Consider the following 22,568-nt stretch of genomic DNA (forward strand, 5'->3'; position numbering starts at 1 on the left):
ACGCTGGAGGGGCTTGTTGGATCTACTGCTGCTGACCGCGGAGCCGCACCCCGACTCGGTCCTGCCGTCGTTGTCTCTGCTCGCCCACACTGTGCGTGCGGCCGCTGCGGACGTCTCCTCGCTGCTGGAAGCGGGTAGCGCCGACATCGTGCTCGTCGACGCGCGTAATGACCTGCCGGCGGCGCGCGGCCTGTGCCGCCTGCTGGGCACCACGGGCCGGTCGATCCCGGTGGTGGCGGTGGTCAGCGAAGGCGGGCTGGTAGCGATCAACGCCGATTGGGGCCTTGACGAGATTCTGCTGCCCGGTACCGGACCCGGTGAGATCGATGCTCGGCTGCGTCTGCTGGTCGGCAGACGCGGTGGCCTGGCCGACCAGGAGTCCGCCGGCAAAATCAGCCTCGGGGAATTGGTCATCGACGAAGGCACGTACACCGCTCGACTGCGCGGCCGCCCACTGGATCTCACCTATAAAGAATTCGAACTGCTGAAGTACCTTGCGCAGCACGCCGGTCGGGTGTTTACCCGGGCACAGCTATTGCATGAAGTGTGGGGCTACGACTTCTTCGGCGGCACCCGGACTGTCGACGTGCACGTGCGACGGCTGCGGGCCAAGCTCGGGCCAGAATATGAATCGTTGATCGGAACGGTACGCAACGTGGGCTACAAGGCGGTCCGACCCGCCCGCGGCCGATCATCGGGGGAGGACTCGGACGCCCCCGCGGACAACGAGCCAGAACTGGACACAAGCCAGGACCCGCTGGTCGACCCGCTGCACAGCCAGTGACTCCGCCGGACTGGCGCTCGGAGCTGACTGCGGCCGAGCAGCAGCAGGTGCGTGAACTTGTCACGGTGGCAAGCGAATTCGATGGCGTAGCACCCGTCGGCGATCAAGTTCTGCGGGAGTTGGGCCACGCTCGCACCGAGCACCTCGTGGCCACCGGCCAAGACCGGGACACGGTGGTCGGCTACCTCAACCTCAGCCCACCGCACGACGATTTCTTCGGCATGGCCGAGCTTGTGGTTCATCCGCAAGCCCGTCGGCGCGGTGTCGGTGCAGCCATGATCAAGGCTGCGTTGACGAAAACCGATGCGCGCAATCGTTTCTGGGCACACGGCACATTGGATGCGGCTCGGGCGACGGCGGCGGCGCTGAATCTGGCACCGGTGCGCGAGCTCATCCAGATGCGCCGTTCGTTGAGCACCGCCGCCGCGCCCGCAACGCCGGACAGGGTGCGAATGCGAACCTACGCCGGAAGCAGCGACGATGCGGAGTTGCTTCGCGTCAACAACGCCGCATTCGCCGGACATCCGGAACAGAGTGGCTGGACGTCGGCCGACCTGGCCGAACGCCGCGGCGAACCCTGGTTCGATCCGGACGGACTGTTTTTGGCGTTCGACGAGACGAGCGACGAGCTGCTGGGCTTCCACTGGACCAAAGTGCATCCCGACGCGGCGGGCCTCGGCGAGGTCTACGTCGTCGGGGTTGACCCGTCGGCGCAAGGTCGCGGCCTCGGTCGTGCACTGACCGCCGTCGGCATCGCATACCTGGCACGGCGGCTGGCCGACGCCACCGACCCCACGGTGATGCTCTACGTGGAATCCGACAACACGGCCGCGCTGCGCACCTACCAACAGCTGGGCTTCACCGTCGCCAGCGTCGACACCGCCTATGCCGCAAACGATCCCTGACGTAGGTAGCGCGGCCTGCCGGTGACGGCGGCGCCGTCCAATACCGGCGAACCGGTTTCGGATGACCGGGTGACCTCACTAGCGTAGAGATTGAGCTGCGAACTTCATCGGTGAGAAAGCGAGATCAGTGAAGCGCAACACGGTGGGTAAAGCGTTGGTTGCGGCGGTGATCACCAGCGTGGTTTTAGCCGGGTGCGGCAGCGACGACAACATCGGCGCCTCCACCGGGACATCGAAGGGATCGGTTAAATGTGGCGGCAAGGACGAGCTGGCCGGTGAAGGGTCGACCGCTCAACAGAATGCGATCGCGCTGTTCAACCAGGCTTGGGGCCGGTTGTGCGCGGGCAACAACGTTTCCTACGACGCGACCGGCTCGGCCGCCGGACGTGAGCAGTTCGTCGCGGGGCACGTCGATTTCGCCGGCTCGGACTCGCCGTTGAAATCCGACCAAATCAATCCGGCTGCCAAACGCTGTCACGGGCATCCGGTATGGCACCTGCCGTTGGTGTTCGGACCGGTCGCGGTGGCCTATCACCTCGATGGAGTCAATCCGCTGATCGTCAACGCCGATGTGCTGGCCCGAATCTTCAGCGGCGGCATCACCAACTGGCGTGATCCGATGATCGCCGCGCTGAACCCCGGCGTTGCGCTACCCGACATCGAGATCACACCGATTTACCGCTCGGACCCGTCGGGCACCACTGACAATTTCCAGAAGTACCTGGTCGCCGCCGCCCCGCAAACCTGGACCAAGGGCACCGGCACCGATTTTCAGGGTGGCGTGGGCGACGGCGCCCAAACGTCGGGCGGCGTGGCGCAGGCCGTGCAATCCACTCCGGGCGCCATCGGCTACGTCGAGAAAAGCTTCGCAGATCAGGCCCGGATCGCGTATGCCCAGATCGACACCGGCAGCGGAGCCGTCGCCCTCACCGACCACACCGCCGCCGCCGCTATCGACGACGCCAAGTTCATCGGCAGCGGCAACGACCTCAAGTTGGATCTGCAGTCGCTCTACAGCACCAGAGAGCCTGGTGCCTACCCGTTGCTGTTGGCGGTATACGAAATCGTGTGTTCCAGGGGGTACGACGTGGCTACCTCCGGGGCAGTGAAGTCATTTTTGAACGTGGCCACCCACGACGGTCAAAGCGGTCTCTCCTCGGCCGGCTACGTTCCACTGCCCGACAAGTTCAAGACGCGCCTGGTCGCCGCGATCAACGCGATCGATTGATTGATCCGGCGGCTGCCGCGGCGAAAGATAGACGGCAGAACAGGGAGCTATGGGACCAGCACTTCGGCATCTCCGACACACTGGCCGGTATGATGTGTCACCAGACCGCCGGCCGGTGTGCGTGCGTCGGTGTCGGGGCCAGGGTGGTCGCGAAAGTCGTTGAGCCTAAGAAATTCTAGGCAGGAGCGTGCGTTGGCTAAGAGGTTGGACCTCAAAGACCTCAACATCTATTACGGGGCGTTCCACGCGGTTGCCGATGTATCGCTGTCGGTTCTTCCTCGCAGTGTAACCGCGTTCATCGGCCCGTCCGGCTGCGGCAAGACGACGGTGCTGCGCACGCTCAACCGCATGCACGAAGTTCTCCCGGGAGCCCGCGTCGAGGGCACGGTGCTGCTCGACGACGACGACATCTACGGCTCAGGCATCGATCCGGTCGGTGTGCGCAGGGCGATCGGGATGGTGTTTCAGCGGCCAAACCCATTTCCCACCATGTCGATACGCGACAACGTGCTGGCCGGATTGAAGCTTCAGGGTGTGCGCAACCGCAAAACACTCGACGACACCGCTGAATACTCACTACGCGGCGCCAACCTGTGGGACGAGGTCAAGGACCGGTTGGACAGGCCCGGCGGTGGGTTGTCCGGCGGCCAGCAGCAGCGATTGTGCATCGCGCGAGCCATCGCGGTGCAGCCCGATGTGTTGCTGATGGACGAGCCGTGTTCGGCGTTGGACCCGATCTCGACGATGGCGATCGAAGATTTGATCGCCGAGCTGAAGCAGGACTACACCATCGTCATTGTCACTCACAACATGCAGCAGGCCGCGCGGGTCAGCAACCAAACCGCATTTTTCAACCTGGAGGCCGTCGGCAAGCCCGGTCGGCTGGTCGAGATCGACGACACCGAGAAGATCTTTTCCAACCCGACCCAGAAGGCCACCGAAGATTACATATCCGGCCGTTTCGGCTAGCCGGACGTGGGCACCGCGTCGTCTTCGGGGAACTTGCCGGTCGCCTGGAAGATGACCCGCCGCGCCACCTCGACGGCGTGATCGGCGAAGCGCTCGTAAAATCGGCCCAGCAACGTGACGTCGACGGCGGCGGCCACTCCGTGCTTCCATTCCCGGTCCATCAGCACGGTGAACAAGTGCCGATGCAAGTCGTCCATGGCATCGTCTTCTTCCCGGATCCGCGCCGCCTTCTCCGGGTCGCGTGACAACAGCACCTCCTGTGCGCTGTTGCCTAATTCGACTGCTACCCTGCCCATTTCGGCAAAATAACCGTTGACCTCTTCGGGTAGTGCGTGCTGGGGATGGCGCCGGCGCGCGATCTTGGCGACATGCAGGGCCAGCGCGCCCATCCGGTCGATATCTGCGACCATCTGGATTGCGCTGACAATCGCGCGCAGATCACCGGCGACAGGAGCCTGCAAGGCCAACAACACGAACGCGCTTTCCTCCGCACGGGCGCTCAGCCGGGCTATGTTTTCGTGGTCGGAGATAACCTGCTCGGCCAGCACCAAATCTGCCTGCAGCAGCGCCTGTGTTGCACGTTCCATGGCGACTCCGGCCAAGCCACACATCTCGCCGAGTCGTTCGGAGAGCCCCGAAAGTTGTTCATGGTAGGCGGTCCGCATATCGCCAAGACTACGTTCTCAGCCGCGGAAATGGCATGAAGCGCCACTCATGCACGCGAAAACTCCTGCGGCTACTCGCAGGTGGTATCGGCGGCGTTGGTGACCGTCAGGTCTTCGGGAAGTTTGGTGGGTGTGCTGTGCGCGTTGCGGTCGATTTGCACGCTCACCGACGAGCCGCTGGGTGGGGGCGCACTCACTTTGGAAAAGTCGGACCCGAGTACCACCTGTACCCCGTGAATTCCGCTGACCCGCTCAACCTTTGAATTGGCCAGCGTCGATGCCACTGTGGCGGCGGCCTGCTCGTTGCCCGGTGAGAAGAAAACCGTGGTGGATTTCAGCGAGCTCGGGTAGTCGGACGGCTCCATGACGTTGAAACCCTGTTGTTGCAGTTCGTCGGTGGCGGTGGCGGCCAGACCGGTCTTGCCGGTCGAGTTCAAGACCTGAACCGTGACGTCCTCGGGGGCCGTCGTGACGGCTTGGACATGCTCGGCATGCCCCTCAGCGGCAAGGCTGGGCTGTGGCGTTGTGCTGGTAGTCGACTGGGTGGACAGGCTCGCCGTCGCGTTCTTGTCGTTTTCACCGGGCAGCGGGTCGTCGTTGATGATGGCGTCGAAGAGCGCCCGCATGTCGGAACTGCGGGGCGGCTCGTCGCCGTTCTCGTCGGTTTCGCCGGTCGGTACCGTCACGAAGGTGATGTGCCCGGCCGAGACGCCCTGTACCGATTGGCCGAGGTCGACGAGGTCTTTGGTTTTGACGTTGTCGACGTAGCTGTCGCCGATGAACATGTTGACGACGTTGTTGAGCTTGCTCAGCGAAAAGAACGTGTCCCTGGAAATCAGCGAACGCAGCAGCGACGACAAAAACAGCTGCTGACGTTTGATGCGCCCGTAGTCGCCGTTGTTCTCGGTGGTGACGTTCCGTGCCCGCACATAGTTGAGCGCTGTCGTGCCGTCGATGACCTGGCGGCCGGCGTGGCTGAGCACCGTGCCTAACTCATAGTCCTTCAGTGCGGTAGTGCTGCAAACCTCGACGCCGCCGAGCGCGTCGACCATCTTGGCGAAACCGGAGAAGTCGATGGCCATGAACCGGTTGATACTCAGGCCGGACAACTTCTGGATGACCTTCACCAGGCATTTGGGGCCGCCGAATGCGAACGCGGAGTTCAGTTTCGTCTCGGTATAGACGTATCGCGACCCGTAGGTCCCGGTGTCCTCGTCGTAGAGCGGGCCGTAGGCGCCGGTGTCGGGATTCCACGCCTCGCATTTCATCGGCGTAATTGCCAGGTCGCGCGGAAACGACACCGCGACCACGCGTTTGCGGTTGGCCGGGATGTTGACCAGCATGATGGTGTCCGATCGGGCGCCGCCGGCGTCTTGGGTGTCGCCGGCGCCCATTTCGCTGTTCTCCCCGGCACGCGAGTCGACCCCGACGATCAAGAAGTTCTCGTCGCCGTATTGCCCATTGGGGTCGACGATGTCGCGCGAATGCGGGTCCAGCGCGCTGATGGTGTTGAACCTGTTGTTTTTCGAGGCGCTCCACTGCCACGCCCCGCCGGTCAGCGCCAGCGACAACACGGCGATCAGGGCCGCTATCGAGCGCCCGGCCGCCAACAACGGGCGACGCTTGCGTTTCGGTTCGGGCGCCGAGGCATCGGCAGCTGTAGCCGTCCCGGTGATCCGCGCCGGCGGCACCTTTTCTGACACCGTCGGCAGCACGGTGGTCTCTTGGGACTGGGCGCTGCGCCGTGGGCGGTGCGCTACCTCGAGGTCCGGCAGCTCAGATGCGTAGGCCGATGACGTCGACACGGCGTAGGCGTCGTATCGGTACTCCGGCTGGGCGTCGAGCGTAGAGGGGACCGGTTCGGGCGGCTCGGTTTCCTTGGCCGCGCGCCGATGGCTGGGCCGGACTGTCGTCTGACCGCCGACCTTGGCGATCAGTTCGGCGACGCTGAGCCCGCCTCCGGTGTGGCATCCGGTCGGCTCGCTGTCGTCGGGGTCAGCGGGCTCGGTTGGCGGTGGCGACCATCGACTAACGGGGTCGGCGTGGTGGGCCGGTGAACCGAATCGTTCCCACGGCGGGGCGCCCGGGGCGTGCGGACGGCCGGGAGTGGCTTCATCGGCGCCAAAGTCGCCGTCACTCATGTCCTACCGGCCTCCGAAGCTCCGATGAGATGCCCGTAAACATCTGGGTGTTCGTGCGCATACGTCAGGGCAGTGCTGGCGGTGGCAGCACTGCGTTTCCACGCGACCGGCGTGGTCGCGCCCGTTGTTCTCGCTCTCGTACAGCGGCGCCGCGGCGGGTCCCGCCATGGGCCACATTGCAACAAGTTCCACATCGTAGCCAGCCCTCGGCAGAAACGCGATGTCGAGGCGGTCTCAATTGTCCGGCTTCTCCTCAGGCCGTTCCGGCCCGCATCGTCGCCGGACGCTCGATTCAGCCACCCGAATGCATGATGTCGGCGCCCGCCGGCACTGTGCAATCGTCGCGGTCGGTCAGCCAGCCGTCGGGCAGAGCCACCCGAGCCGGTGACCCCTGCCGGCCCCGCGGGCCGGTGGCCGCATCCGGAAACCGAACATCCGCGTCCAGCTGGTCGAGCAAAACGTCGAGCTCGGCCAATGTCTTGACCAGCGCCAATGCTCGTCGCAGCTCGGATCCGGCCGGGAACCCATGCAGATACCAGGCGATGTGTTTGCGGATATCACGCATGCCCTTGTCTTCGCCGAAGTGCGCGGCCAACAGCACACCGTGGCGGCGGACGATGTCGGCCACCTCACCCAGGGTTGGCGGGGTCGGCGGTGGACTGCCGGTGAAGGCGGCTGACAGTTCGGCGAACAACCAGGGGCGGCCCAGGCAGCCGCGGCCGATGACGACGCCGTCGCATCCGGTGGCGGCCATCATCGTCAGCGCGTCGCTGGCGTCGAAGATGTCCCCGTTGCCCAGCACCGGGATCGTTCGCACGTGTTGCTTGAGCGCGGCGATCTGATCCCAGTCCGCGGCGCCGGAGTAGCGCTGCGCCGCGGTACGGGCGTGCAATGCGACGGCGGCCGCGCCTTCGGTTTCCGCGATGTGACCGGCGTCCAAGTGGGTGTGGTGGGCATCGTCGATGCCGACGCGGAACTTGACCGTCACTGGAATACCGGAGCTGGCGGTTCCTCTCACCGCCGCCGCGACGATCTGGCCGAACAGCCGCCGTTTGAACGGCAGCGCGGCGCCGCCACCGCGCCGGGTCACCTTGGGCACCGGACAACCGAAGTTCATGTCGATGTGATCGGCCAGGCCCTCGTCGGCGACCATCTTGACGGCCTCATATGTGGTGGCCGGATCGACGGTGTACAGCTGCAGCGATCGCGGGGACTCGTCGGCGGAGAACGTCGTCATGTGCATGGTGGCCGGATGCCGCTCGACGAGCGCGCGCGCCGTCACCATCTCGCAGACGTAGAGACCGCTGACCGTGCCGACCTTGGCTTGTTCCAGCTCACGGCACAGCGTGCGGAACGCGACGTTGGTCACGCCCGCCATGGGTGCCAGCACCACCGGGCTGGCGAGCGTGATGGGGCCGATGCGCAACGGCGGGCTACCGCCGGCTCATCGTCAGCGTGCCTGCAGTCTGATGCAGCTCGTATGCGGTGGTCTTCTTGCCCGTGCGGGCTTCCCGGTCGAGTTGGCGCTGCTTGGACACCTCGAACTTGTCGCAGGTCTGCTCAAGCTCTTTGATCAGCAGCGCCAGATCGTCACGCATCGCCGCGGCCTCGCCGCTGAAATCCTCACGCTCGAAGATGCGCCACTTCTTCAGCACTGGCATCACGACGTCGTCGAGATGGATACGCGGGTCGTACACCCCGCCAACGGCGATCATCACGGCCTTGCGCCGGAACTCCGGCACCTGGTAGCCGGGCATCTGGAAGTTGCGCAACACCTTGTGCAGCGACTTCATCGCCTGATTGGGCGCGATCTCGAAGCCGGCCTCGGTGACGTCGCGGTAGAAGATCATGTGCAGGTTCTCGTCGGCGGAGATCTTGGCCAACAGCTTGTCAGCGATCGTCTCGTTGCACGCCTTGCCGGTGTTGCGGTGCGAAATCCGGGTGGCCAGCTCCTGGAAGGTGACGTAGATGACCGAGTCGAACAGGCTCTCGGCGAACAGGTCTTCTCGAACCTGGTGGTTCTGGCCCGGGCTGAAGCCCCGGTTCACCACCTCAAGGCGCAGCTTCTCCAACTCGACCGGGTCGACCGCGCGGGTCACCACCAAATAGTCGCGCAGCGCGATGCCGTGGCGGTTCTCCTCGGCAGTCCAGCGGTTGACCCACTGCCCCCACGCGCCGTCCATGCCGAAGTTCATCGCGATCTCGCGGTGATACGACGGCAGGTTGTCCTCGGTCATCAGGTTCTGCACCATCGCCACCTGGGCGACATCGGAAAGCTGGGACTGCTCGGGCTCCCAATCCTGCCCGCCGAGCGCATAGAAGTTCTTTCCGTCCGACCACGGGATGTAGTCGTGCGGGTTCCAGTTCTTGTGCATGGACAGATGCCGGTTGATGTTCTTCTCGACGACAGGCTCGAGTTCCTGCAACAGCTGTAAGTCGGTCAAGTCTGCCGACATGGGTCCTCCAGTTATCTGTGTCTGTTGGTTGCAGTCAATATATCTGTGTACGCCGGTAGCATCAAGTTTGTCCCGGCGCGTCGCTAGTACGTCGCGGCCCGGCTGAGCAGCATGTCGACGCAGTAATCGATGAACTGCTCGCGGCTGGCCGCCAGGCGCCCGTCCAGGTAGGCGGTGAATAGCGCGGTCAGGCCGCCGATCAAGCTGGTGGCCACCATGTGCTGGCGGATGGGATCGCCGATTTGGGTCAGCTTGCGCTGCAGCAAGTCGATGAAGCTGGGCATCCATTCCGCGCCGGAGCGGGTCAGCACGGGCTCGACTCCGGGCGCCAGCAGCAGGACCCGTCCGCGCACCGGGTCGTCGACCATCAGTGCGACAAATCTCTCAACCGCCTCCCGCGGTGTGCCCGCTGACATCAGTGTCGACATCGCGCGCGTGCAGACATCGTCGTAAACCCCGCGGACGAATTCGTCACGGTCGGCGAAACTTTCGTAGAAATAGCGTTCGGTGAGCCCGGCTTCCCGGCATACCGCCCGCACGGTCAGTGCGGGACCGCCTTCTTCGCCGAGCAGCTGCACGCCGGCGCCGACGAGTTTGTCGCGGCGCAGCGCCTGCCGATCCTCCAAGGGGACACCGGACCAGCGGCCCCGTCGTTGACCCGACGACACAGCCCTCCTAAACTGGATAGTGACAACGCATGTAGTCAGGTTGACTGACGACCGACAGGAACCTCACCAGTGACTCAAGATACTTCTGAGGCGCACCCGCTGACCAGCGAAGGCGGGTCCGATGAAGTGGCCAGCGGCTGCCCGGTGTCGCCATTGGGATACGACGCGCCGCCGATGCCGCTCGGGCCCGACTCGCTGACGTGGAAATACTTCGGCGATTGGCGCGGCATGCTGCAGGGCCCGTGGGCCGGTTCCATGCAGAACATGCACCCGCAGCTGGGCGCCGCCGTCGAAGACCACTCGACGTTCTTCCGGGAGCGCTGGCCCCGGCTGCTGCGGTCGCTCTATCCGATCGGTGGCGTCGTGTTTGACGGCGACCGCGCCCCGACGACCGGCGCCGAGGTGCGCGACTACCACACCGACATCAAGGGCACCGACGCGCAGGGCCGCCGCTATCACGCGCTGAACCCCGACGTCTTCTACTGGGCGCATTCGACCTTCTTTGTCGGCACATTGCATGTGGCCGAGCGGTTCTGCGGCGGTATCACCGAGGCGCAGAAGCGCCAGCTGTTCGACGAGCATGTCGAGTGGTACCGGATGTACGGCATGAGCATGCGCCCGGTGCCGAAGAGCTGGGAGGAGTTTCAGGTCTACTGGGACCACATGTGCCGCGAGGTGCTGGAGAACAATTGGGCGGCACGCCAAGTTCTCGATCTCACCGTTCTGCCCAAACCGCCCTTTGCGCAGTGGATTCCGGCTTGGTTATGGCGGTTACAACGACAACTGATGGCGCCGTTCTTCGTCTGGTTGACGGTCGGCCTCTACGATCCGCCGGTGCGCGAGCTGATGGGCTACAGCTGGTCGCGCCGCGACGAATGGCTACATCGCCGGCTCGGCGACGTCGTGCGATTGGTCTTCGCCGTGGTGCCCCCGCGTTACCGCAAGCATCCACGGGCTCGCGCCGGGTGGGACCGCGCCACCGGTCGCATCCCGGCCGAGACACCGCTGGTGCACACGCCCGCGCGTAACCTGCCCCCGCTGGACGAGCGCGGCAACCCAAAGCACTACTGCCCCAACATGTAACGCGTGCCCCTTAGTGGGCGTGGCTGTGTGCTTCCTCGAGGCCGGACTGATGCACGTGCTGGTGAGCGTGCTCGGTGCCGTCATCGTGGGTATGAGCGTGGTCGTGCTCGACATGCTCATGCTCGTGGCTGGTGTGTTCGTGCGTGTGGGCGACGCCGTCGTGTTCGTGCTCGTGGGCGTGCGGCGTTTCGTGTGGATGGGTGTGGTGCGACATGATCCTCATCTCCTTTGTTGTGCTGTCGCTTTGGTAACCACCTGCAACTCCGCATCGGAGCGGTGGTGCGGTGGGACCCCTGGGCCGGCGTGCTCGGCGTTGAAGACGGCGTCAGTGACCAGCTGGCAGATGTGCTCGTTTTCCATGCTGTAGAAAATCGTGGTCCCCTCGCGGCGGGTGCGCACCAGTCGTGCCATCCGCAACTTTGCGAGGTGCTGGGAGACCGACGGCGCCGGTTTGCCGACATGCTCGGCGAGCTCGTTGACCGACATCTCGCGTTCGGTAAGTGCCCACAGCACCTGGACCCGGGTGGCGTCGGCCAACATCCGAAACACTTCGACCACCAGACTGGCCTGATCGTCCGGCAATCGGGGTGCCTTGTTATCTGCATGCATACGTAGATAATAGTGCAGCTGCCGGTGGTGATGTCAAGAAGCGTGCTTGTCCCCGTTGCGTTCGCGCCAGAACCGATAGACGTCCATCGCTGCCTCGCTGGGCTCATGGCGCATGGGCAGACGGCGTTGCTCCCAGGGCTTTGCGAACTCGTCGTAGAAGGTCGCGAGCTCGAAGTACTTGCGGTCGTCGACGTAGTAAGGCTCGTAGTCGTCGCGCGACGTCAGGAAGACCACCCGATCGGGTGAGCAGTAATACAACGCGCCGAGGCACATCGGGCACGGGTGGGCGAGCACGTAGATGGTGGTACCGGCGAGGTTCTCGGTGCCCAGCTGCATACATGCCCGCCGGATGGCGAGGACCTCCGCGTGGGTGGTCGGGTCGTGAGTCTGGGCCACCTGGTTGGCGCTCTCGGCGAGGATCTCGCCGTCTTTGACGATGACCGTCGCGAATGGGCGGCCACCTTCGGCGACGTTCTGGCGAGCCAGGTCGATGGTCCGTTGGGCGAAGTCCATGGCCCAGCCTAGCTCCGGCAGCTCCGCAAATAACTAGCTGATCTATATTAATGAAAAGCGAGATAGGAGCATGCCGATGCGTTCCGATAGCGACAGCTGGGATCTGGCGTCGAGCGTCGGGGCGACAGCGACGATGGTCGCCGCGCAGCGCGCGCTGGCCGCTGCGGGGCCGGCGCCGCTGATCGATGACCCGTTCGCCGCGCCGCTGGTGCGGGCAGTCGGCATCGATGTCTACACGCGGCTGGTCAACAACGAGATTCCCGTTGAGGCGGACTCCGAATTCGATCCGGACCGCATGGCCCGGGGGATGGGGGTCCGGACCCGGTTCTACGACAAGTTCTTCCTCGACGCGACGAAAAGTGGGGTCCGCCAAGCGGTCATTCTGGCGGCCGGTTTGGATGCTCGGGCCTATCGCTTGCCCTGGCCGGCCGGCACGGTTGTCTACGAAGTCGATCTGCCCGAGGTCATCGAGTTCAAGACCACGACGCTGAGCGGCCTTGGCGCCGAGCCGACCGCCGAGCGGCGCACTGTTGCCGTCGACCTGCGCGACGACTGGCCGGCAGCGCTGCGTGCCGCCGGGTTCGACGCCGATGCCCCCTCGGCGTGGAGCGCCGAGGGTCTCGTGGTGTACCTGCCGCCCGACGCTCAGGACGCGCTGTTCGACAACATCACCACGCTGAGTTCTGGCGGCAGCCGGCTGGCCTGCGAATTCGTCCCGGACACCCGCATTTTCACCGACGAACGGTGGCGTACTCATCACGAGCGGATGAGTGAGCTCGGGTTTGACATCGACTTCAACGACTTGGTCTACCACTTCGAGCGCAGCCACATCATCGACCACTTGACGCGACACGATTGGCAGGTGACTCACCGCAGCGTCGCGCAGCTGCACGCGGACAACGGCTTCGTCTATCCCGACGACGAGGTCGCTGCGGCATTCGCCGACGTGACTTACCTCAGCGCTATGCGCTAACGGCCGGAATCACTCGCCAGAATACTTGTTATACTAACTAAGTATTCTGATAGTGCGGAGGGTGATATGGCACGTACCGATGGTGACTCTTGGGATCTGGCGTCCAGTGTGGGGGCGACGGCCACGGCCGTCGCTGCTCAGCGGGCCGTGGCCAGCAAACGACCTGATCCCCTGATCAATGACCCGTTCGCCGAGTCGTTGGTCGCGGCGGTGGGCGTGGAGTTCTTTACCAAATTCGCGCGTGGAGAGCTCGCCGGCACCGAAATCGAGGACCCGGCCTTGGACTTGGATCGTATGTCCGAGAACTTGGCAGTGCGCACCAAGTACTTCGACGACTTCTTCGCCGACGCGATGGCCACGGGCATCCGGCAGGTGGTGATCTTGGCGTCGGGACTTGACGCGCGCGCCTACCGGTTGCCCTGGCCTGACGGCACAACGGTGTTCGAGGTCGACCAGCCACAAGTGATCGAGTTCAAGACGCGGACGCTTGCCGAGTTGGGAGTACGTCCGTCGTCGGATCGTCGTCCGGTGGCCATCGACTTGCGCGACGACTGGCCAACCGAGTTGCAGGGCGCAGGCTTTCGCCCGGACCGGCCCACTGCATGGCTCACCGAGGGGCTGCTGGGCTACCTGCCGCCGGAGGCCCAGGATCGGCTGTTGGACAACATCACCCGGCTCAGTGCTCGCGGCAGCCGGCTGGGTACTGAGACCGTCGACAACATCACCGAGGCACAACGCGAACGCACCAACGAACTGGCTGAACAGTGGCGCCAGTACGGCTACGACCTGGAGATGACCGATCTCCTGTACTTCGGCGACCGTAACGAGACAGCCGCCTACTTGACTCACCGCGGCTGGCAGACGATCGGCAGCAGCAATGCCGATCTCTTCGTCGAGTACGGGCTGCGGCCGCTGGGCGACGGCGAGATGCCATTCGGCGATGTCGGCTACATCCGCGCGGCGCTGAATTAGTGCAGCCGAGGCAGGACCTGAGTGCGGTAGAAGTCGATCGCCATTGTCGGGTCCTGCTGGGGAAAGTGCATGAACGGTGTCGTACCGGCGTCGAGAACCGCCTGCACCGCTTTGATGTGGGTGCCCGGATCGGTGCCGGTGGTCCAGCCGTCGATCACCTTGTCCAGTGGATTGGCTTGGGCCGCTTGTTGGATGTCGACGGGGTTGGGCTGGTCGACGGCGCCGCCGGTGAACCGCCAGAGTTGGGCGGCGCGGTTGACTTCGTCCTGATCACCGACCACGGCGAACATCTCACCGCGCTTGGTCAGGGTGGCGGGATCGCGGCCGGAGTCCTTGGCCCCCTGGTTGAACGCGGCCACCAGCTTCGGTTCTGTCATGCTGTCGGCTTGCGCGATCCAGCCGTCGCCGTACTGCCCGGCCAGCCGCGCGCTTTTGGGGCCGCCTGCAGCGACAAATATGGGTGGCGGCGACGGCGGCAGGTCGTAGATTTTGAGCTGATTGGTCTGAAAGTAGCCGCCCTGGAATGAGATTCGTTGCCCGCTCCATAGCTGGCGGATGAGCTGGATGGCCTCGATCAGTCGGTCGTGGCGCTCACGATAGGAGCCAAACTGTGTGGTGGCGGCTTGCTCGTTGAGGCGTTCACCAGTGCCGACGCCGAGAAAGACCCGGCCGGGGTAGAGCACCGCCAGCGACGCGAAGGCGTGCGCCACCGTCGTCGGGTGAAAGCGATAGATCGGACATGTCACGCCGGTGCCGAACGGCACATGCTGCGTCTGCTGGCCTACCAGCGCCAGCGTGATCCACGGGAACATGGCGTGGCCCTCGTTGTCCTGCCACGGCTGGATGTGGTCGCTGGCCCACAGATACCTGAACCCGGCCTGCTCGGCGGCCTGGGCCTGGTCGACAAGCTGGGCGGTGGTGAACTGCTCGTGTGACAACACGAAGCCCACGCCCGGTCCGGGCGCCTGCGGGGGTGGGCTGGCCGGCGTGCTGGCGGGCTTGGAGCCGCAGGCCGCCGACATACCGGTGGCACCGATGCCAGCCGCGAGCAGTCCGAAGGTGCGCCGTGACATTCCTCTCATGGGCGGGGAGTACCCGAATGCGCGAGGCCGCAGTGCGTATGTCAAGGATCAACCGGAACCAGTGTCAAGGATCAGCCGAAACACCCTGCGGCATCAGCCGAGGTCATACGAGACCGTGGTGCCCCCACTAGGACTCGAACCTAGGACCTGCGGATTAAAAGTCCGTAGCTCTACCAACTGAGCTATAGGGGCTGCGACGGACAGGATACTGCGTCCGTCGGCGGGGCTCGTTTGAGGATTGGGTCTGCGGTGGCCTAAGCTGGCTTGGCTCACAACGGAACCATGTTGCGAGTACCCCGGAGAGATTCGGTTCTGGCCCCCTTCGTCTAGCGGCCTAGGACGCCGCCCTTTCAAGGCGGTAGCGCGGGTTCGAATCCCGTAGGGGGTACCGCGACGCGGCGACGCGGAGCAGGCAGTGCAACAAGGCCCTGTGGCGCAGTTGGTTAGCGCGCCGCCCTGTCACGGCGGAGGTCGCGGGTTCGAGTCCCGTCAGGGTCGCCATTCACGGCGAGGCACATGGTGCCTTCCGGCCAGGTAGCTCAGTCGGTACGAGCGTCCGCCTGAAAAGCGGAAGGTCGGCGGTTCGATCCCGCCCCTGGCCACCAGTCTTGAGCTGCACGGACGCGGTGATGGCACTCTATGGATGGTTCGGTGTGTCCGGTTCCTGTCCGTTCGCCCGGTTTTTGGCGACGTCCTGAAGCCGGTCGAGATTCGTGGCTACGTGGTCGAGTTCGTCTGAATAGAGGTCGCTGTAGATGTTCGCGGTGACGGTCGGCGTCGAGTGCCCCATCGTCTTCTGGACGTAGCGGAGGTCGGCGCCGGAGGCCCGGGCCAGGCTGGCGTAGGTGTGGCGCAGGTCGTGAATCGTCAGCGGCACCAGTCCGGTTTTCTTTAGGGCTTCGTTCCAGTCGGTATGCCGGCGCCAGTTGTTTGATCTGAGGAACCCGCCATTTGGCGAGGTGATTGCATGTTCTGTGGGCGCGCGATTATCGATCCTTGGTTTGAGCGCGTCGATGACGATTTGGGGGAGTGGGACGGTTCGGGCGGCGGCGCGAGTTTTTGGCGGCCCGACGATGATCCGGCCTTCCACTTCTGGCGCGGCCTGGCGGACATAGAGCCGACGCGCAGTTAGGTCGATGTCGCCGACCCGCAGGCCGACGAGTTCGGACCAGCGCAGGCCGGTGAAGGCGAGGATGATCACCACGTCGCCGTGGTCGCCGCATGCGGCTGCCAGGGCGGCGACTTCGGTGGCGGTCAGATAGCGGTGGCGTTCTCGGGTGGGTATCCGCCCGGATGACACCCCGTCAGCCGGGTTGCTGTGGATTCGACCGTCCTCGCGCGCCATGTCGAGAATCGACCGCAGCAGCCGCAGCGTGGCGAGTTTGGCCCAGGGACCGACGGTCATGGAATCGATGAATTGCTGTATATCCTTTCGGCTGATTTCATCAACCGGGACGTGGCCGAAACGCGGACTGATGCGTAGTTCCCAATGCTGGGTGTAGCCGCTCCAGGTCTTGGGCGACACTGCGGGGCGTTTCAACGCGCTGTATTGCGTCCAGACAGCGGCGAGTTTGGCCCGGCCAAGTCGGGGGTCGAAGCGTCTGGCGCCGATCGCCGCTTCGCCATCCCGGTCGGCCTTGAATGCCCGCGCTTCTCGCAAGGTGGCGAACGTCGACGACGTCTCAGCCCATCCCGACGGGGAGTCTGAATCACGCACCAGGTAGCGCACTTGATAGCGCGGCAGACCGGCCGAATTGATCCGCTTTCGGATACCGCGCGGGACCGATCCGGCCACTTAGCGACGCACCTTACGAAGCCATGCGCGGACTTCAGCTGCGTCCCAACGTCTTACGCGATCAGATAGCGTGTAGCAGGGCGGTCCCACGTCTGCGCCGTGTTCGCGCAATGCGCCCCATCGACTCACCGTCGCAGCGGACACGCCAAGCAGCTCGGCCACCTGCTCCGCTGTTAGAAGCTCTGGAAAGGTCGCTGTCGCGGTGGCGCTGGTTTTGATGCCGAGGGTTGTCATGCCGATGTCCTCAGTTCTCTGCTGAACCAGCGCGACTTGAGCTTGTAGGCCCGTATTCTTGTGCGACAGAACGGATTAGCGAATCGGGCCAGAAGTCGGCGCGTACTCGCATCGTTGACCCGTCTTCGGCGATGACGTATCCGGTACCAGGCTCATTTGGGTTGATCCGATGCGCGGGGGCGGCGTCGGCGAGGCCGTCACCCAAGACCATGGCGACTTCGTCGCGTGAGCGCAGCCGCAGTGCGACGGTTTGGGTGAACAACCCGCGCATGGGCAGAATCTCCTTGCGAGGGTCCTGCATGAATGCGGCGACCACGATGCCTACAGCCCTACCCTTTGTCAGGATGCGTGAGAGTGAGCCCGCAACTTGCTTCCTCAGTGCCGCGTCCGTCATGTATGCGGTCAAGCCCGCGAATTCATCGATGAGCAGCACGACGAGCGGTTCGGCGGTGCTCGGTGTGTGCGAACGCGCTCGGCCGGCCATCCTGCGACCGCGGCTGTCTAGTAGCTCCTCCAAGTTGGTCAGCAGTCTCGCGGCGTTGGCCTCGGTCGTCGCAATGCCGCTGAATAGTGCAGACCCGACTGACACTTCGATCCCGTACTTGAGATCCACGGCGAACAGCCGCACGGTTCCCGCCTTGATGGCTGGGCCTAATCCGCCTGCAATGCCCCAAAAAACGGAGCCCTTGCCCGCACCCGAGCACCCAACAGTGAGGGTGTGCAGGCCGGCGACGCGCAGAGTCCATGCCGACCCATTCTCACGCCGGCCGACCTCGACGCCCGTCGGCTCGACGCTGGTTGGGAATGCAGCGGTCTCTGCCTCTGAAAGGCATTGTTTCATAACGAATTCCACGCGAACCGTGCCGGGGCCGATCAGTGTCGAGCGGGCGGAATGCGCCCCGACAGCGTCACGAATTGCGGGGACCGCGTTTTCGAGGTCGTCCACCGTCTGGCCGGTCCGTGTTCGGACTGTCATCCGTAGGCAGTCGCCGAACATGCTCACCCCGAGAAGGCGAGGATGAGTCCAAACTGTCCTCGTCCTGCTCTTGCCCTGTGCGTCCGTGCGTGTGACGTGCTCGGGAGTCGACAACCCGCAGGCCTTGGCAACCCGTGGCCAGGAGATCGATGCCCAGATCAGCCATCGGGCCCGACATGCTGGTGTTGCAACATAACGCCCAAATGTGGCGGGGGAACGCACTCTCCAAACGACGAGCGAAACGGCGACCACGCCGATCACCGCAATGAGCCACATGGCGCCGACCGCCAGCAGGTGCGTGAGGTCAAAGAAGTCGATGCCGGCGTCGGGATCTGGAATCGAATACGGATCGCTAGGTACTACGGGGTCGTACGGACTCATGCTGACACCCGGTCTCCCGCTGAGGACCCCGCCTTGCCGGTGTCCGCAGTCATACCCGAGGCCCGAAACGACCACGCGATGCGGCCGGATTCGCTCGAACGGTCTACGTACGGCAATATGTATAGTTCCTCGAAAATCACTGGTGTGAAGGGCATTCCGGCAGTGTTCGGTGGGCACACAGGCTGCTTGGGCGTTGCGAACTTGACGGTGAGAGTGCGCGCTCGCTTACTAGCTGTCGGGTCGCCGTCGAGGACTTCGACCTGCCACAACGGAGCGCCTGATTCTCGATCAGTCGCCTGGACCTTGTTGTCCTTCGTCGACCGCTCGTAATCGATCACCGCCGTCACGTCGGACACCACAAACGCTTTGCGTGGGAAAACCTGCTGGTGTGACACCTTGAGCCATTTCGGCACAGACATTTGTCGACCTTTCATGAGAACTGCTCTAGACAAGTTGAGGTTACATAGTCGTCTAGAGGAGTGCAACGGTCGACGCCCAGTTGATCGAAGACTTTGGGCTCAGCGGGCCGGGAACTCGTATTCGAGCAGGTAGGCGGAAGCAACTTTCACCGTGTCGCAGACCTCAACCGCCACGTCATTCGCGTCATATGCGGTTCGCAGCACTGTCAATACGGGAACGCCTGGTTCGAGTTCCAGTTGCCGCCGTTCTTCGGGAGTGGGCATTCGGGCTGCGACCTCCTCGGTGAAGTGACCGAGTACGTGGCCATTCTCTTCCAGTCGGGCGTAGATGCCCCCGGGCCCAGTGTCCACCTGCTCGATCCTCGTGCCTTCGGCGAAAGCAGCCGGGATGAAGGAGACCGCCGTTTCAACCGGTCGGCCATTCGCCAGGTAGCGGCGCGATCGCACGACGATGTCATCGTCCGGTGATAATCGAAGTCGTTCCGCTACAAACGAATTCGGCTTCTCGCGGCTCACCGCAATATTGTCGACTTGCGGCGAGTAACCCGATTTCTCGGCCTCGACGGTAAACGCCGCCTTGCCTGCCGCGCGATGCTGTCGCGCGAATCGATCCGACGCGAGCCGGCGGATGGGGGGCGTCGGGCGAATAAACACCCCGCGGCCATGCTGCGAGACGACCAGTCCCTCGGAACGAAGCTCCTGCACAGCTTGTCTTACCGTCATGCGTGCCACACCGAAATGCTCGATAAGTTCCGTCTCAGACGGCAGTCGTTCCCCGGGAGCTAGCCGGTTGGAACGGATCGCTTCTCGCAACATGCCCGCGATCTGCCGATATGGCGGCTTGTCATCGGCTCTGTCGATTTGTCCAAGTTGCAGCACCCGCTGGCCTTCCATCACATGTCTAGACGACTAGTCTAGGAAGCCAGTCAACCCGTGTCTCTTCTGCCGGCATCGAACAAGGAGGACCCCAGAAATGGCAACCTCGCCTAAGCACTCGGTCAGTGTCGCCGGCATCGTAGTGCGTGACGATGATCGCGTTCTCGTGATCAGGCGGGACGACAACGGCCACTGGGAAGCCCCTGGTGGTGTACTCGAACTAGGCGAATCTTTTGAGGACGGTGTTCGGCGCGAAGTCCTTGAGGAAACCGGATTGACGGTGAAGGTAGAACGTCTCACCGGCGTTTACAAGAACCTGACCCATGGGATTGTCGCTCTGGTCTACCGCTGCCATCCGGCCGATGGGGACACTCACCCCACTGCGGAAGCCCGCGAGGTTCGTTGGATGACAAGGGAGGAAGTTCAGTCAGCGATGAATCCTGCATTCGCGGTGCGTGTACTGGACGCGTTCGACGAAGAAACTCATTCGCGGGTCCATGACGGCGTCAACCTCGTGTCGGGCTGCTAGGGGTCCACTACACGCTGTCCGGATGTAATCCGAACAGTGCTTGATAGAACACTGCTCGCTTTGGGGGCGCTGGCTCGACCTCGCCCGGACGAGCCTGCACGCATCCCAGGAACGCACTAGACGACGGCGCATTCGCCGGTTTGTTCCGGACGATAAGTTTCGTGAACGCTTCGATGTACTCGAGCGCCGCTCGGATGAGGGTGAAACCGGTTGTCGCAAGGTCGGCCACCATTGACGAACCGGTAAAGGGCGAAACAGGTTCGGTCTGCCACACTCCCAGCGCGTCGTAGTGGTGCTGAGTCATCTCATTGTCGGCACCGAGGGCTAACTCGGGAATCACACTGAGATTCAGCGCCACGTTCATCGTGTTGCCGTAGCTGCGGCCAGGGTGGGTGTCGACGGCAAGAACGCCATCGTGGATGTGATTCCTCAACTGCTTGCAGAGCCACGCATACACCCGCAGGCGCGTCACGTCACCCAAAAGTGACTGGTCGTACTGCGTTCGCACTTCCTTGTCGATGAAGGTCCGCGAGTCGAGTGATCCCCGAGCCTTTTTCCGATCAACTGACGGGTCGACCATCGCTTGGTAAGCACGCCCGAAAATATCGAAAACTGCTGCAAGATAGAGTAATTCACGGTCAAAAGCTTCAGCGGTAGCCTCGGCAACATCTTCGTTCCGCTTCCCGTCCAGCGGGTTCGACAGCGCGGCCAGCAGATCGTCGAACGCGCGCGCTGCACGTCTCAGGCGGATGCGAACCGACGTGAATGCCTCTGCGGCCTCAGGTCCACCTTTAGCGGCAGCCGCAAACATTGAAGCGGCATCGAAGTATGGCAATCCGCTGACCGTGCCCCAGTCGTAAAGATTGACGATGGTCGCAGTCGACTCCGTCGTCTCCCAGCTTCCGCCACCCACCAACATGCCGCGCTCGACCGTCACAACCGGATTGCTAGTCACCCGCAAGTAGTGACCGATGAGTGGTACAGCCGCGTCGGGTGTCACGCTGACGACCACATCGTTGTCGGCGACATCTGTTCGTCCCGCAGTGGGGGCGGTGGTGACGATGGCATCGATGCCAACAGCCCCGGCGGCGGCAGCATAGGCAGCTGCACGATGTCGCTGATCGAGCGTCAACGGGGGGAGGCCGTCCGGCGCATCGTGCTCATCGAGCTGCTGGTACGCGGCGAAGAACCGAGCCTTGGACCAGGCACGGTAGCTCTCGCCACGAGCGGTGCTGACGGAGAACTCGGCCGCGTCGCAGAACTTGCCTGCGTCAGCTACGTTCGTGAAATTGACGGTGTGGCAAGGCGGTTCATCGAGCAACTCGGTCCACCCGCTCGGAGCTTCCGTTGCCGCCGGGATCAATAGGTGCACCTCGATCTCGTCGCGCGTCAGGAACCCGGTGATGTAGCCCTCCTCCGGCGGCTCCGCGATGGTCCCGACATCAATGCCCAGCCGCACCGGGCGCGTTGCCGGCCTCAATGGGTACAGAGGCTCCAACTTCGAGTCTCTCGTCGGCGGCCGAACGTAGCGCATGAAGCGCCAGTTGGGCCGGCCGGATGGGATGGTGATCGCCATATTGGGATGGTCGCACTTGGGGATGACAACTCAGATCGGTCCGTAGTGTTCGCATTCCGACGACTGCATGCATACGGCAGGTCAACCGACCGCAGCCACACCAGAGCCGCACGGCAGGGGAGGCGCGCGAGCGCATTGATCGAGGTTTGCAGCGCATTCTTGATGCATGGAACGCCCGCGATAGCGCATAGGAATACTAATAGTATCGTTGCGCTACTATCGGTAGCATAGATGGGACTCACCGACGCGTCGAAGGGGGCGGTTATGCACACGCAATGGATTGAGCAATGCACCGTTCAGCGAGTCTCGCTGCACGAAGGGCTCATACTCGACCTCGACGGTTACAACGAATTGGTGATTTCCCGACCGCTGCGACTGACCCTCCCGCCGGCAGGAGCCTGGCCGTCGGATGAAGTGTTGATCGACCCCATCAACCTTTCGCCCGAGGAGCGGCCACTGTTGGACCTTGCCGGAGCGATCTGCACGCGCGCCTGGTGCGACGACGACGGGGCCTTACATCTCTGTTTCTCCCCCGGCCACCGCATCGACGTCGACCCGGATGTAGCGGCGACCTCGTGGGAACTCTATGGCAAGTGTCACGGATACGTGGCGTGTCTGCCGCGAGGTCGCGTCCGAGCGATTCGGCACGACCTTCCTGTCGACGAGAATGACTCAGACGCAACACAACCCAAAGCCATGGCACATCAGTAGCCCGGGTGGCTGAAGACTCGCTG

24 protein-coding genes and 4 tRNA genes are annotated in these 22,568 nt (G+C 63.7%); 12 read left to right on the forward strand and 16 right to left on the reverse strand.

The window, feature by feature from the left end; translation table 11 throughout:
* Window positions 1–13: 13 nt before the first annotated feature.
* From AC5Y5W_RS01465 to pstB, 4 genes are all read left to right on the forward strand, one after another.
* Window positions 14–784 carry a winged helix-turn-helix transcriptional regulator gene (locus AC5Y5W_RS01465; protein WP_500008727.1) on the forward strand — a complete coding sequence of 257 codons (771 nt, stop codon included), beginning with the start codon at window positions 14–16 and terminating at the stop codon, window positions 782–784.
* A complete protein-coding gene (gene mshD, locus AC5Y5W_RS01470; RefSeq protein ID WP_500008728.1) occupies window positions 781–1,689 on the forward strand; it encodes a mycothiol synthase in 909 nt (302 codons plus the stop codon). The genes AC5Y5W_RS01465 and mshD overlap by 4 nt, the downstream gene beginning before the upstream one ends.
* Window positions 1,690–1,816: 127 nt before the next feature.
* Window positions 1,817–2,917 carry a phosphate ABC transporter substrate-binding protein PstS gene (gene pstS / locus AC5Y5W_RS01475; protein ID WP_500008729.1) on the forward strand — a complete coding sequence of 367 codons (1,101 nt, stop codon included), beginning with the start codon at window positions 1,817–1,819 and terminating at the stop codon, window positions 2,915–2,917.
* A gap of 192 nt (window positions 2,918–3,109) precedes the next feature.
* Entirely contained in the window at window positions 3,110–3,886 is a 777-nt protein-coding gene (gene pstB / locus AC5Y5W_RS01480; protein WP_500008730.1) for a phosphate ABC transporter ATP-binding protein PstB, read from the forward strand.
* Here pstB and phoU read toward each other — a convergent pair.
* The 5 genes from phoU to AC5Y5W_RS01505 form a co-directional block, all read right to left on the reverse strand.
* Window positions 3,883–4,551 (reverse strand): phosphate signaling complex protein PhoU, encoded by a 669-nt coding sequence (phoU, locus tag AC5Y5W_RS01485; protein ID WP_500008731.1) that lies wholly within the window; start codon window positions 4,549–4,551, stop codon window positions 3,883–3,885. The genes pstB and phoU overlap by 4 nt on opposite strands.
* Before the next feature lie 71 nt (window positions 4,552–4,622).
* Window positions 4,623–6,692, reverse strand: a complete 2,070-nt coding sequence (locus AC5Y5W_RS01490; RefSeq protein ID WP_500008732.1) for an LCP family protein — start codon at window positions 6,690–6,692, stop codon at window positions 4,623–4,625.
* A 292-nt stretch (window positions 6,693–6,984) separates the two neighbouring features.
* Window positions 6,985–8,118, reverse strand: coding sequence for a tRNA dihydrouridine synthase DusB (gene dusB, locus AC5Y5W_RS01495; protein WP_500008733.1), 1,134 nt, complete (start codon window positions 8,116–8,118; stop codon window positions 6,985–6,987).
* 7 nt (window positions 8,119–8,125) lie between these two features.
* Window positions 8,126–9,148, reverse strand: a complete 1,023-nt coding sequence (locus AC5Y5W_RS01500; RefSeq protein WP_500008734.1) for an acyl-ACP desaturase — start codon at window positions 9,146–9,148, stop codon at window positions 8,126–8,128.
* A gap of 83 nt (window positions 9,149–9,231) precedes the next feature.
* A complete protein-coding gene (locus AC5Y5W_RS01505; protein ID WP_500008735.1) occupies window positions 9,232–9,816 on the reverse strand; it encodes a TetR/AcrR family transcriptional regulator in 585 nt (194 codons plus the stop codon).
* 69 nt (window positions 9,817–9,885) lie between these two features.
* On the opposite strand from AC5Y5W_RS01505, the gene AC5Y5W_RS01510 reads away from it, so the two are divergent.
* On the forward strand, window positions 9,886–10,899 hold the full coding sequence (locus AC5Y5W_RS01510; protein WP_500008736.1) for an oxygenase MpaB family protein: 1,014 nt from the start codon (window positions 9,886–9,888) through the stop codon (window positions 10,897–10,899).
* A gap of 10 nt (window positions 10,900–10,909) precedes the next feature.
* Here the strand turns inward: AC5Y5W_RS01510 and AC5Y5W_RS01515 are convergent, their stop codons facing one another.
* The 3 genes from AC5Y5W_RS01515 to AC5Y5W_RS01525 are packed head-to-tail and all read right to left on the reverse strand — an operon-like array spanning window position 10,910 to window position 12,021.
* Window positions 10,910–11,113, reverse strand: coding sequence for a zinc transporter Slc39a7 (locus tag AC5Y5W_RS01515; RefSeq protein WP_500008737.1), 204 nt, complete (start codon window positions 11,111–11,113; stop codon window positions 10,910–10,912).
* A 5-nt stretch (window positions 11,114–11,118) separates the two neighbouring features.
* Complete coding sequence (locus AC5Y5W_RS01520; RefSeq protein WP_500008738.1) at window positions 11,119–11,508, reverse strand: ArsR/SmtB family transcription factor; 390 nt, start codon at window positions 11,506–11,508, stop codon at window positions 11,119–11,121.
* Between the two features lie 33 nt (window positions 11,509–11,541).
* Window positions 11,542–12,021 (reverse strand): nucleoside deaminase, encoded by a 480-nt coding sequence (locus tag AC5Y5W_RS01525; RefSeq protein ID WP_500008739.1) that lies wholly within the window; start codon window positions 12,019–12,021, stop codon window positions 11,542–11,544.
* Window positions 12,022–12,097: 76 nt separating this feature from the next.
* Between AC5Y5W_RS01525 and AC5Y5W_RS01530 the strand changes: the two genes are divergently transcribed.
* Window positions 12,098–12,994, forward strand: coding sequence for a class I SAM-dependent methyltransferase (locus AC5Y5W_RS01530; protein WP_500008740.1), 897 nt, complete (start codon window positions 12,098–12,100; stop codon window positions 12,992–12,994).
* 66 nt (window positions 12,995–13,060) lie between these two features.
* Window positions 13,061–13,966: a class I SAM-dependent methyltransferase gene (locus AC5Y5W_RS01535; RefSeq protein ID WP_500008741.1), complete on the forward strand. Its 906-nt coding sequence runs from the start codon at window positions 13,061–13,063 to the stop codon at window positions 13,964–13,966.
* Here AC5Y5W_RS01535 and AC5Y5W_RS01540 read toward each other — a convergent pair.
* Together AC5Y5W_RS01540 and AC5Y5W_RS01545 are read right to left on the reverse strand one after the other, a co-directional pair.
* Window positions 13,963–15,048 carry a F420-dependent hydroxymycolic acid dehydrogenase gene (locus AC5Y5W_RS01540; RefSeq protein ID WP_500008742.1) on the reverse strand — a complete coding sequence of 362 codons (1,086 nt, stop codon included), beginning with the start codon at window positions 15,046–15,048 and terminating at the stop codon, window positions 13,963–13,965. The two genes, AC5Y5W_RS01535 and AC5Y5W_RS01540, sit on opposite strands and share 4 nt — an antisense overlap.
* A 116-nt stretch (window positions 15,049–15,164) precedes the next feature.
* A tRNA-Lys gene (locus AC5Y5W_RS01545) sits at window positions 15,165–15,240 on the reverse strand.
* Window positions 15,241–15,363: 123 nt separating this feature from the next.
* On the opposite strand from AC5Y5W_RS01545, the gene AC5Y5W_RS01550 reads away from it, so the two are divergent.
* The 3 genes from AC5Y5W_RS01550 (at window position 15,364) to AC5Y5W_RS01560 (ending at window position 15,653) form a co-directional block, all read left to right on the forward strand.
* A tRNA-Glu gene (locus tag AC5Y5W_RS01550) sits at window positions 15,364–15,436 on the forward strand.
* A gap of 36 nt (window positions 15,437–15,472) precedes the next feature.
* Window positions 15,473–15,549 (forward strand) — tRNA-Asp (locus AC5Y5W_RS01555).
* Between the two features lie 27 nt (window positions 15,550–15,576).
* Window positions 15,577–15,653: transfer RNA gene (locus tag AC5Y5W_RS01560), tRNA-Phe, on the forward strand.
* 32 nt (window positions 15,654–15,685) lie between these two features.
* Here AC5Y5W_RS01560 and AC5Y5W_RS01565 read toward each other — a convergent pair.
* From AC5Y5W_RS01565 to AC5Y5W_RS01585, 5 genes are all read right to left on the reverse strand, one after another.
* On the reverse strand, window positions 15,686–16,843 hold the full coding sequence (locus AC5Y5W_RS01565; protein WP_008263933.1) for a tyrosine-type recombinase/integrase: 1,158 nt from the start codon (window positions 16,841–16,843) through the stop codon (window positions 15,686–15,688).
* Window positions 16,844–17,077, reverse strand: a complete 234-nt coding sequence (locus AC5Y5W_RS01570; RefSeq protein WP_008263943.1) for a helix-turn-helix transcriptional regulator — start codon at window positions 17,075–17,077, stop codon at window positions 16,844–16,846.
* A gap of 10 nt (window positions 17,078–17,087) precedes the next feature.
* Window positions 17,088–18,434 carry a hypothetical protein gene (locus AC5Y5W_RS01575; protein ID WP_020821580.1) on the reverse strand — a complete coding sequence of 449 codons (1,347 nt, stop codon included), beginning with the start codon at window positions 18,432–18,434 and terminating at the stop codon, window positions 17,088–17,090.
* Window positions 18,431–18,853 (reverse strand): hypothetical protein, encoded by a 423-nt coding sequence (locus AC5Y5W_RS01580; RefSeq protein ID WP_008263947.1) that lies wholly within the window; start codon window positions 18,851–18,853, stop codon window positions 18,431–18,433. The genes AC5Y5W_RS01575 and AC5Y5W_RS01580 overlap by 4 nt, the downstream gene beginning before the upstream one ends.
* Before the next feature lie 99 nt (window positions 18,854–18,952).
* A complete protein-coding gene (locus AC5Y5W_RS01585; RefSeq protein WP_020821582.1) occupies window positions 18,953–19,747 on the reverse strand; it encodes a GntR family transcriptional regulator in 795 nt (264 codons plus the stop codon).
* A 79-nt stretch (window positions 19,748–19,826) separates the two neighbouring features.
* On the opposite strand from AC5Y5W_RS01585, the gene AC5Y5W_RS01590 reads away from it, so the two are divergent.
* Window positions 19,827–20,258: an NUDIX hydrolase gene (locus tag AC5Y5W_RS01590; protein WP_008263949.1), complete on the forward strand. Its 432-nt coding sequence runs from the start codon at window positions 19,827–19,829 to the stop codon at window positions 20,256–20,258.
* A 7-nt stretch (window positions 20,259–20,265) separates the two neighbouring features.
* Here AC5Y5W_RS01590 and AC5Y5W_RS01595 read toward each other — a convergent pair whose 3' ends face one another.
* Window positions 20,266–21,834, reverse strand: coding sequence for a hypothetical protein (locus AC5Y5W_RS01595; protein ID WP_224097130.1), 1,569 nt, complete (start codon window positions 21,832–21,834; stop codon window positions 20,266–20,268).
* 264 nt (window positions 21,835–22,098) lie between these two features.
* On the opposite strand from AC5Y5W_RS01595, the gene AC5Y5W_RS01600 reads away from it, so the two are divergent.
* Window positions 22,099–22,545: a DUF6188 family protein gene (locus AC5Y5W_RS01600; RefSeq protein ID WP_014710938.1), complete on the forward strand. Its 447-nt coding sequence runs from the start codon at window positions 22,099–22,101 to the stop codon at window positions 22,543–22,545.
* The last annotated feature ends 23 nt before the right edge of the window (window positions 22,546–22,568 follow it).

It is taken from the genome of Mycobacterium sp. NGS51 (genome assembly GCF_059812525.1).

What these genes read in the sequence shown, in the direction of transcription:
- AC5Y5W_RS01590 (WP_008263949.1), top strand. Translation starts at nt 19,827, where the DNA reads ATGGCAACCTCGCCTAAGCACTCGGTCAGTGTCGCCGGCATCGTAGTG.
- AC5Y5W_RS01490 (WP_500008732.1), bottom strand. Translation starts at nt 6,692, where the DNA reads ATGAGTGACGGCGACTTTGGCGCCGATGAAGCCACTCCCGGCCGTCCG.
- AC5Y5W_RS01580 (WP_008263947.1), bottom strand. Translation starts at nt 18,853, where the DNA reads ATGTCTGTGCCGAAATGGCTCAAGGTGTCACACCAGCAGGTTTTCCCA.
- AC5Y5W_RS01500 (WP_500008734.1), bottom strand. Translation starts at nt 9,148, where the DNA reads ATGTCGGCAGACTTGACCGACTTACAGCTGTTGCAGGAACTCGAGCCT.
- AC5Y5W_RS01600 (WP_014710938.1), top strand. Translation starts at nt 22,099, where the DNA reads ATGCACACGCAATGGATTGAGCAATGCACCGTTCAGCGAGTCTCGCTG.
- AC5Y5W_RS01520 (WP_500008738.1), bottom strand. Translation starts at nt 11,508, where the DNA reads ATGCATGCAGATAACAAGGCACCCCGATTGCCGGACGATCAGGCCAGT.
- AC5Y5W_RS01530 (WP_500008740.1), top strand. Translation starts at nt 12,098, where the DNA reads ATGCGTTCCGATAGCGACAGCTGGGATCTGGCGTCGAGCGTCGGGGCG.
- AC5Y5W_RS01595 (WP_224097130.1), bottom strand. Translation starts at nt 21,834, where the DNA reads ATGGCGATCACCATCCCATCCGGCCGGCCCAACTGGCGCTTCATGCGC.
- AC5Y5W_RS01585 (WP_020821582.1), bottom strand. Translation starts at nt 19,747, where the DNA reads ATGGAAGGCCAGCGGGTGCTGCAACTTGGACAAATCGACAGAGCCGAT.
- AC5Y5W_RS01540 (WP_500008742.1), bottom strand. Translation starts at nt 15,048, where the DNA reads ATGAGAGGAATGTCACGGCGCACCTTCGGACTGCTCGCGGCTGGCATC.
- AC5Y5W_RS01535 (WP_500008741.1), top strand. Translation starts at nt 13,061, where the DNA reads ATGGCACGTACCGATGGTGACTCTTGGGATCTGGCGTCCAGTGTGGGG.
- AC5Y5W_RS01525 (WP_500008739.1), bottom strand. Translation starts at nt 12,021, where the DNA reads ATGGACTTCGCCCAACGGACCATCGACCTGGCTCGCCAGAACGTCGCC.
- AC5Y5W_RS01570 (WP_008263943.1), bottom strand. Translation starts at nt 17,077, where the DNA reads ATGACAACCCTCGGCATCAAAACCAGCGCCACCGCGACAGCGACCTTT.
- AC5Y5W_RS01575 (WP_020821580.1), bottom strand. Translation starts at nt 18,434, where the DNA reads ATGAGTCCGTACGACCCCGTAGTACCTAGCGATCCGTATTCGATTCCA.
- AC5Y5W_RS01515 (WP_500008737.1), bottom strand. Translation starts at nt 11,113, where the DNA reads ATGTCGCACCACACCCATCCACACGAAACGCCGCACGCCCACGAGCAC.
- phoU (WP_500008731.1), bottom strand. Translation starts at nt 4,551, where the DNA reads ATGCGGACCGCCTACCATGAACAACTTTCGGGGCTCTCCGAACGACTC.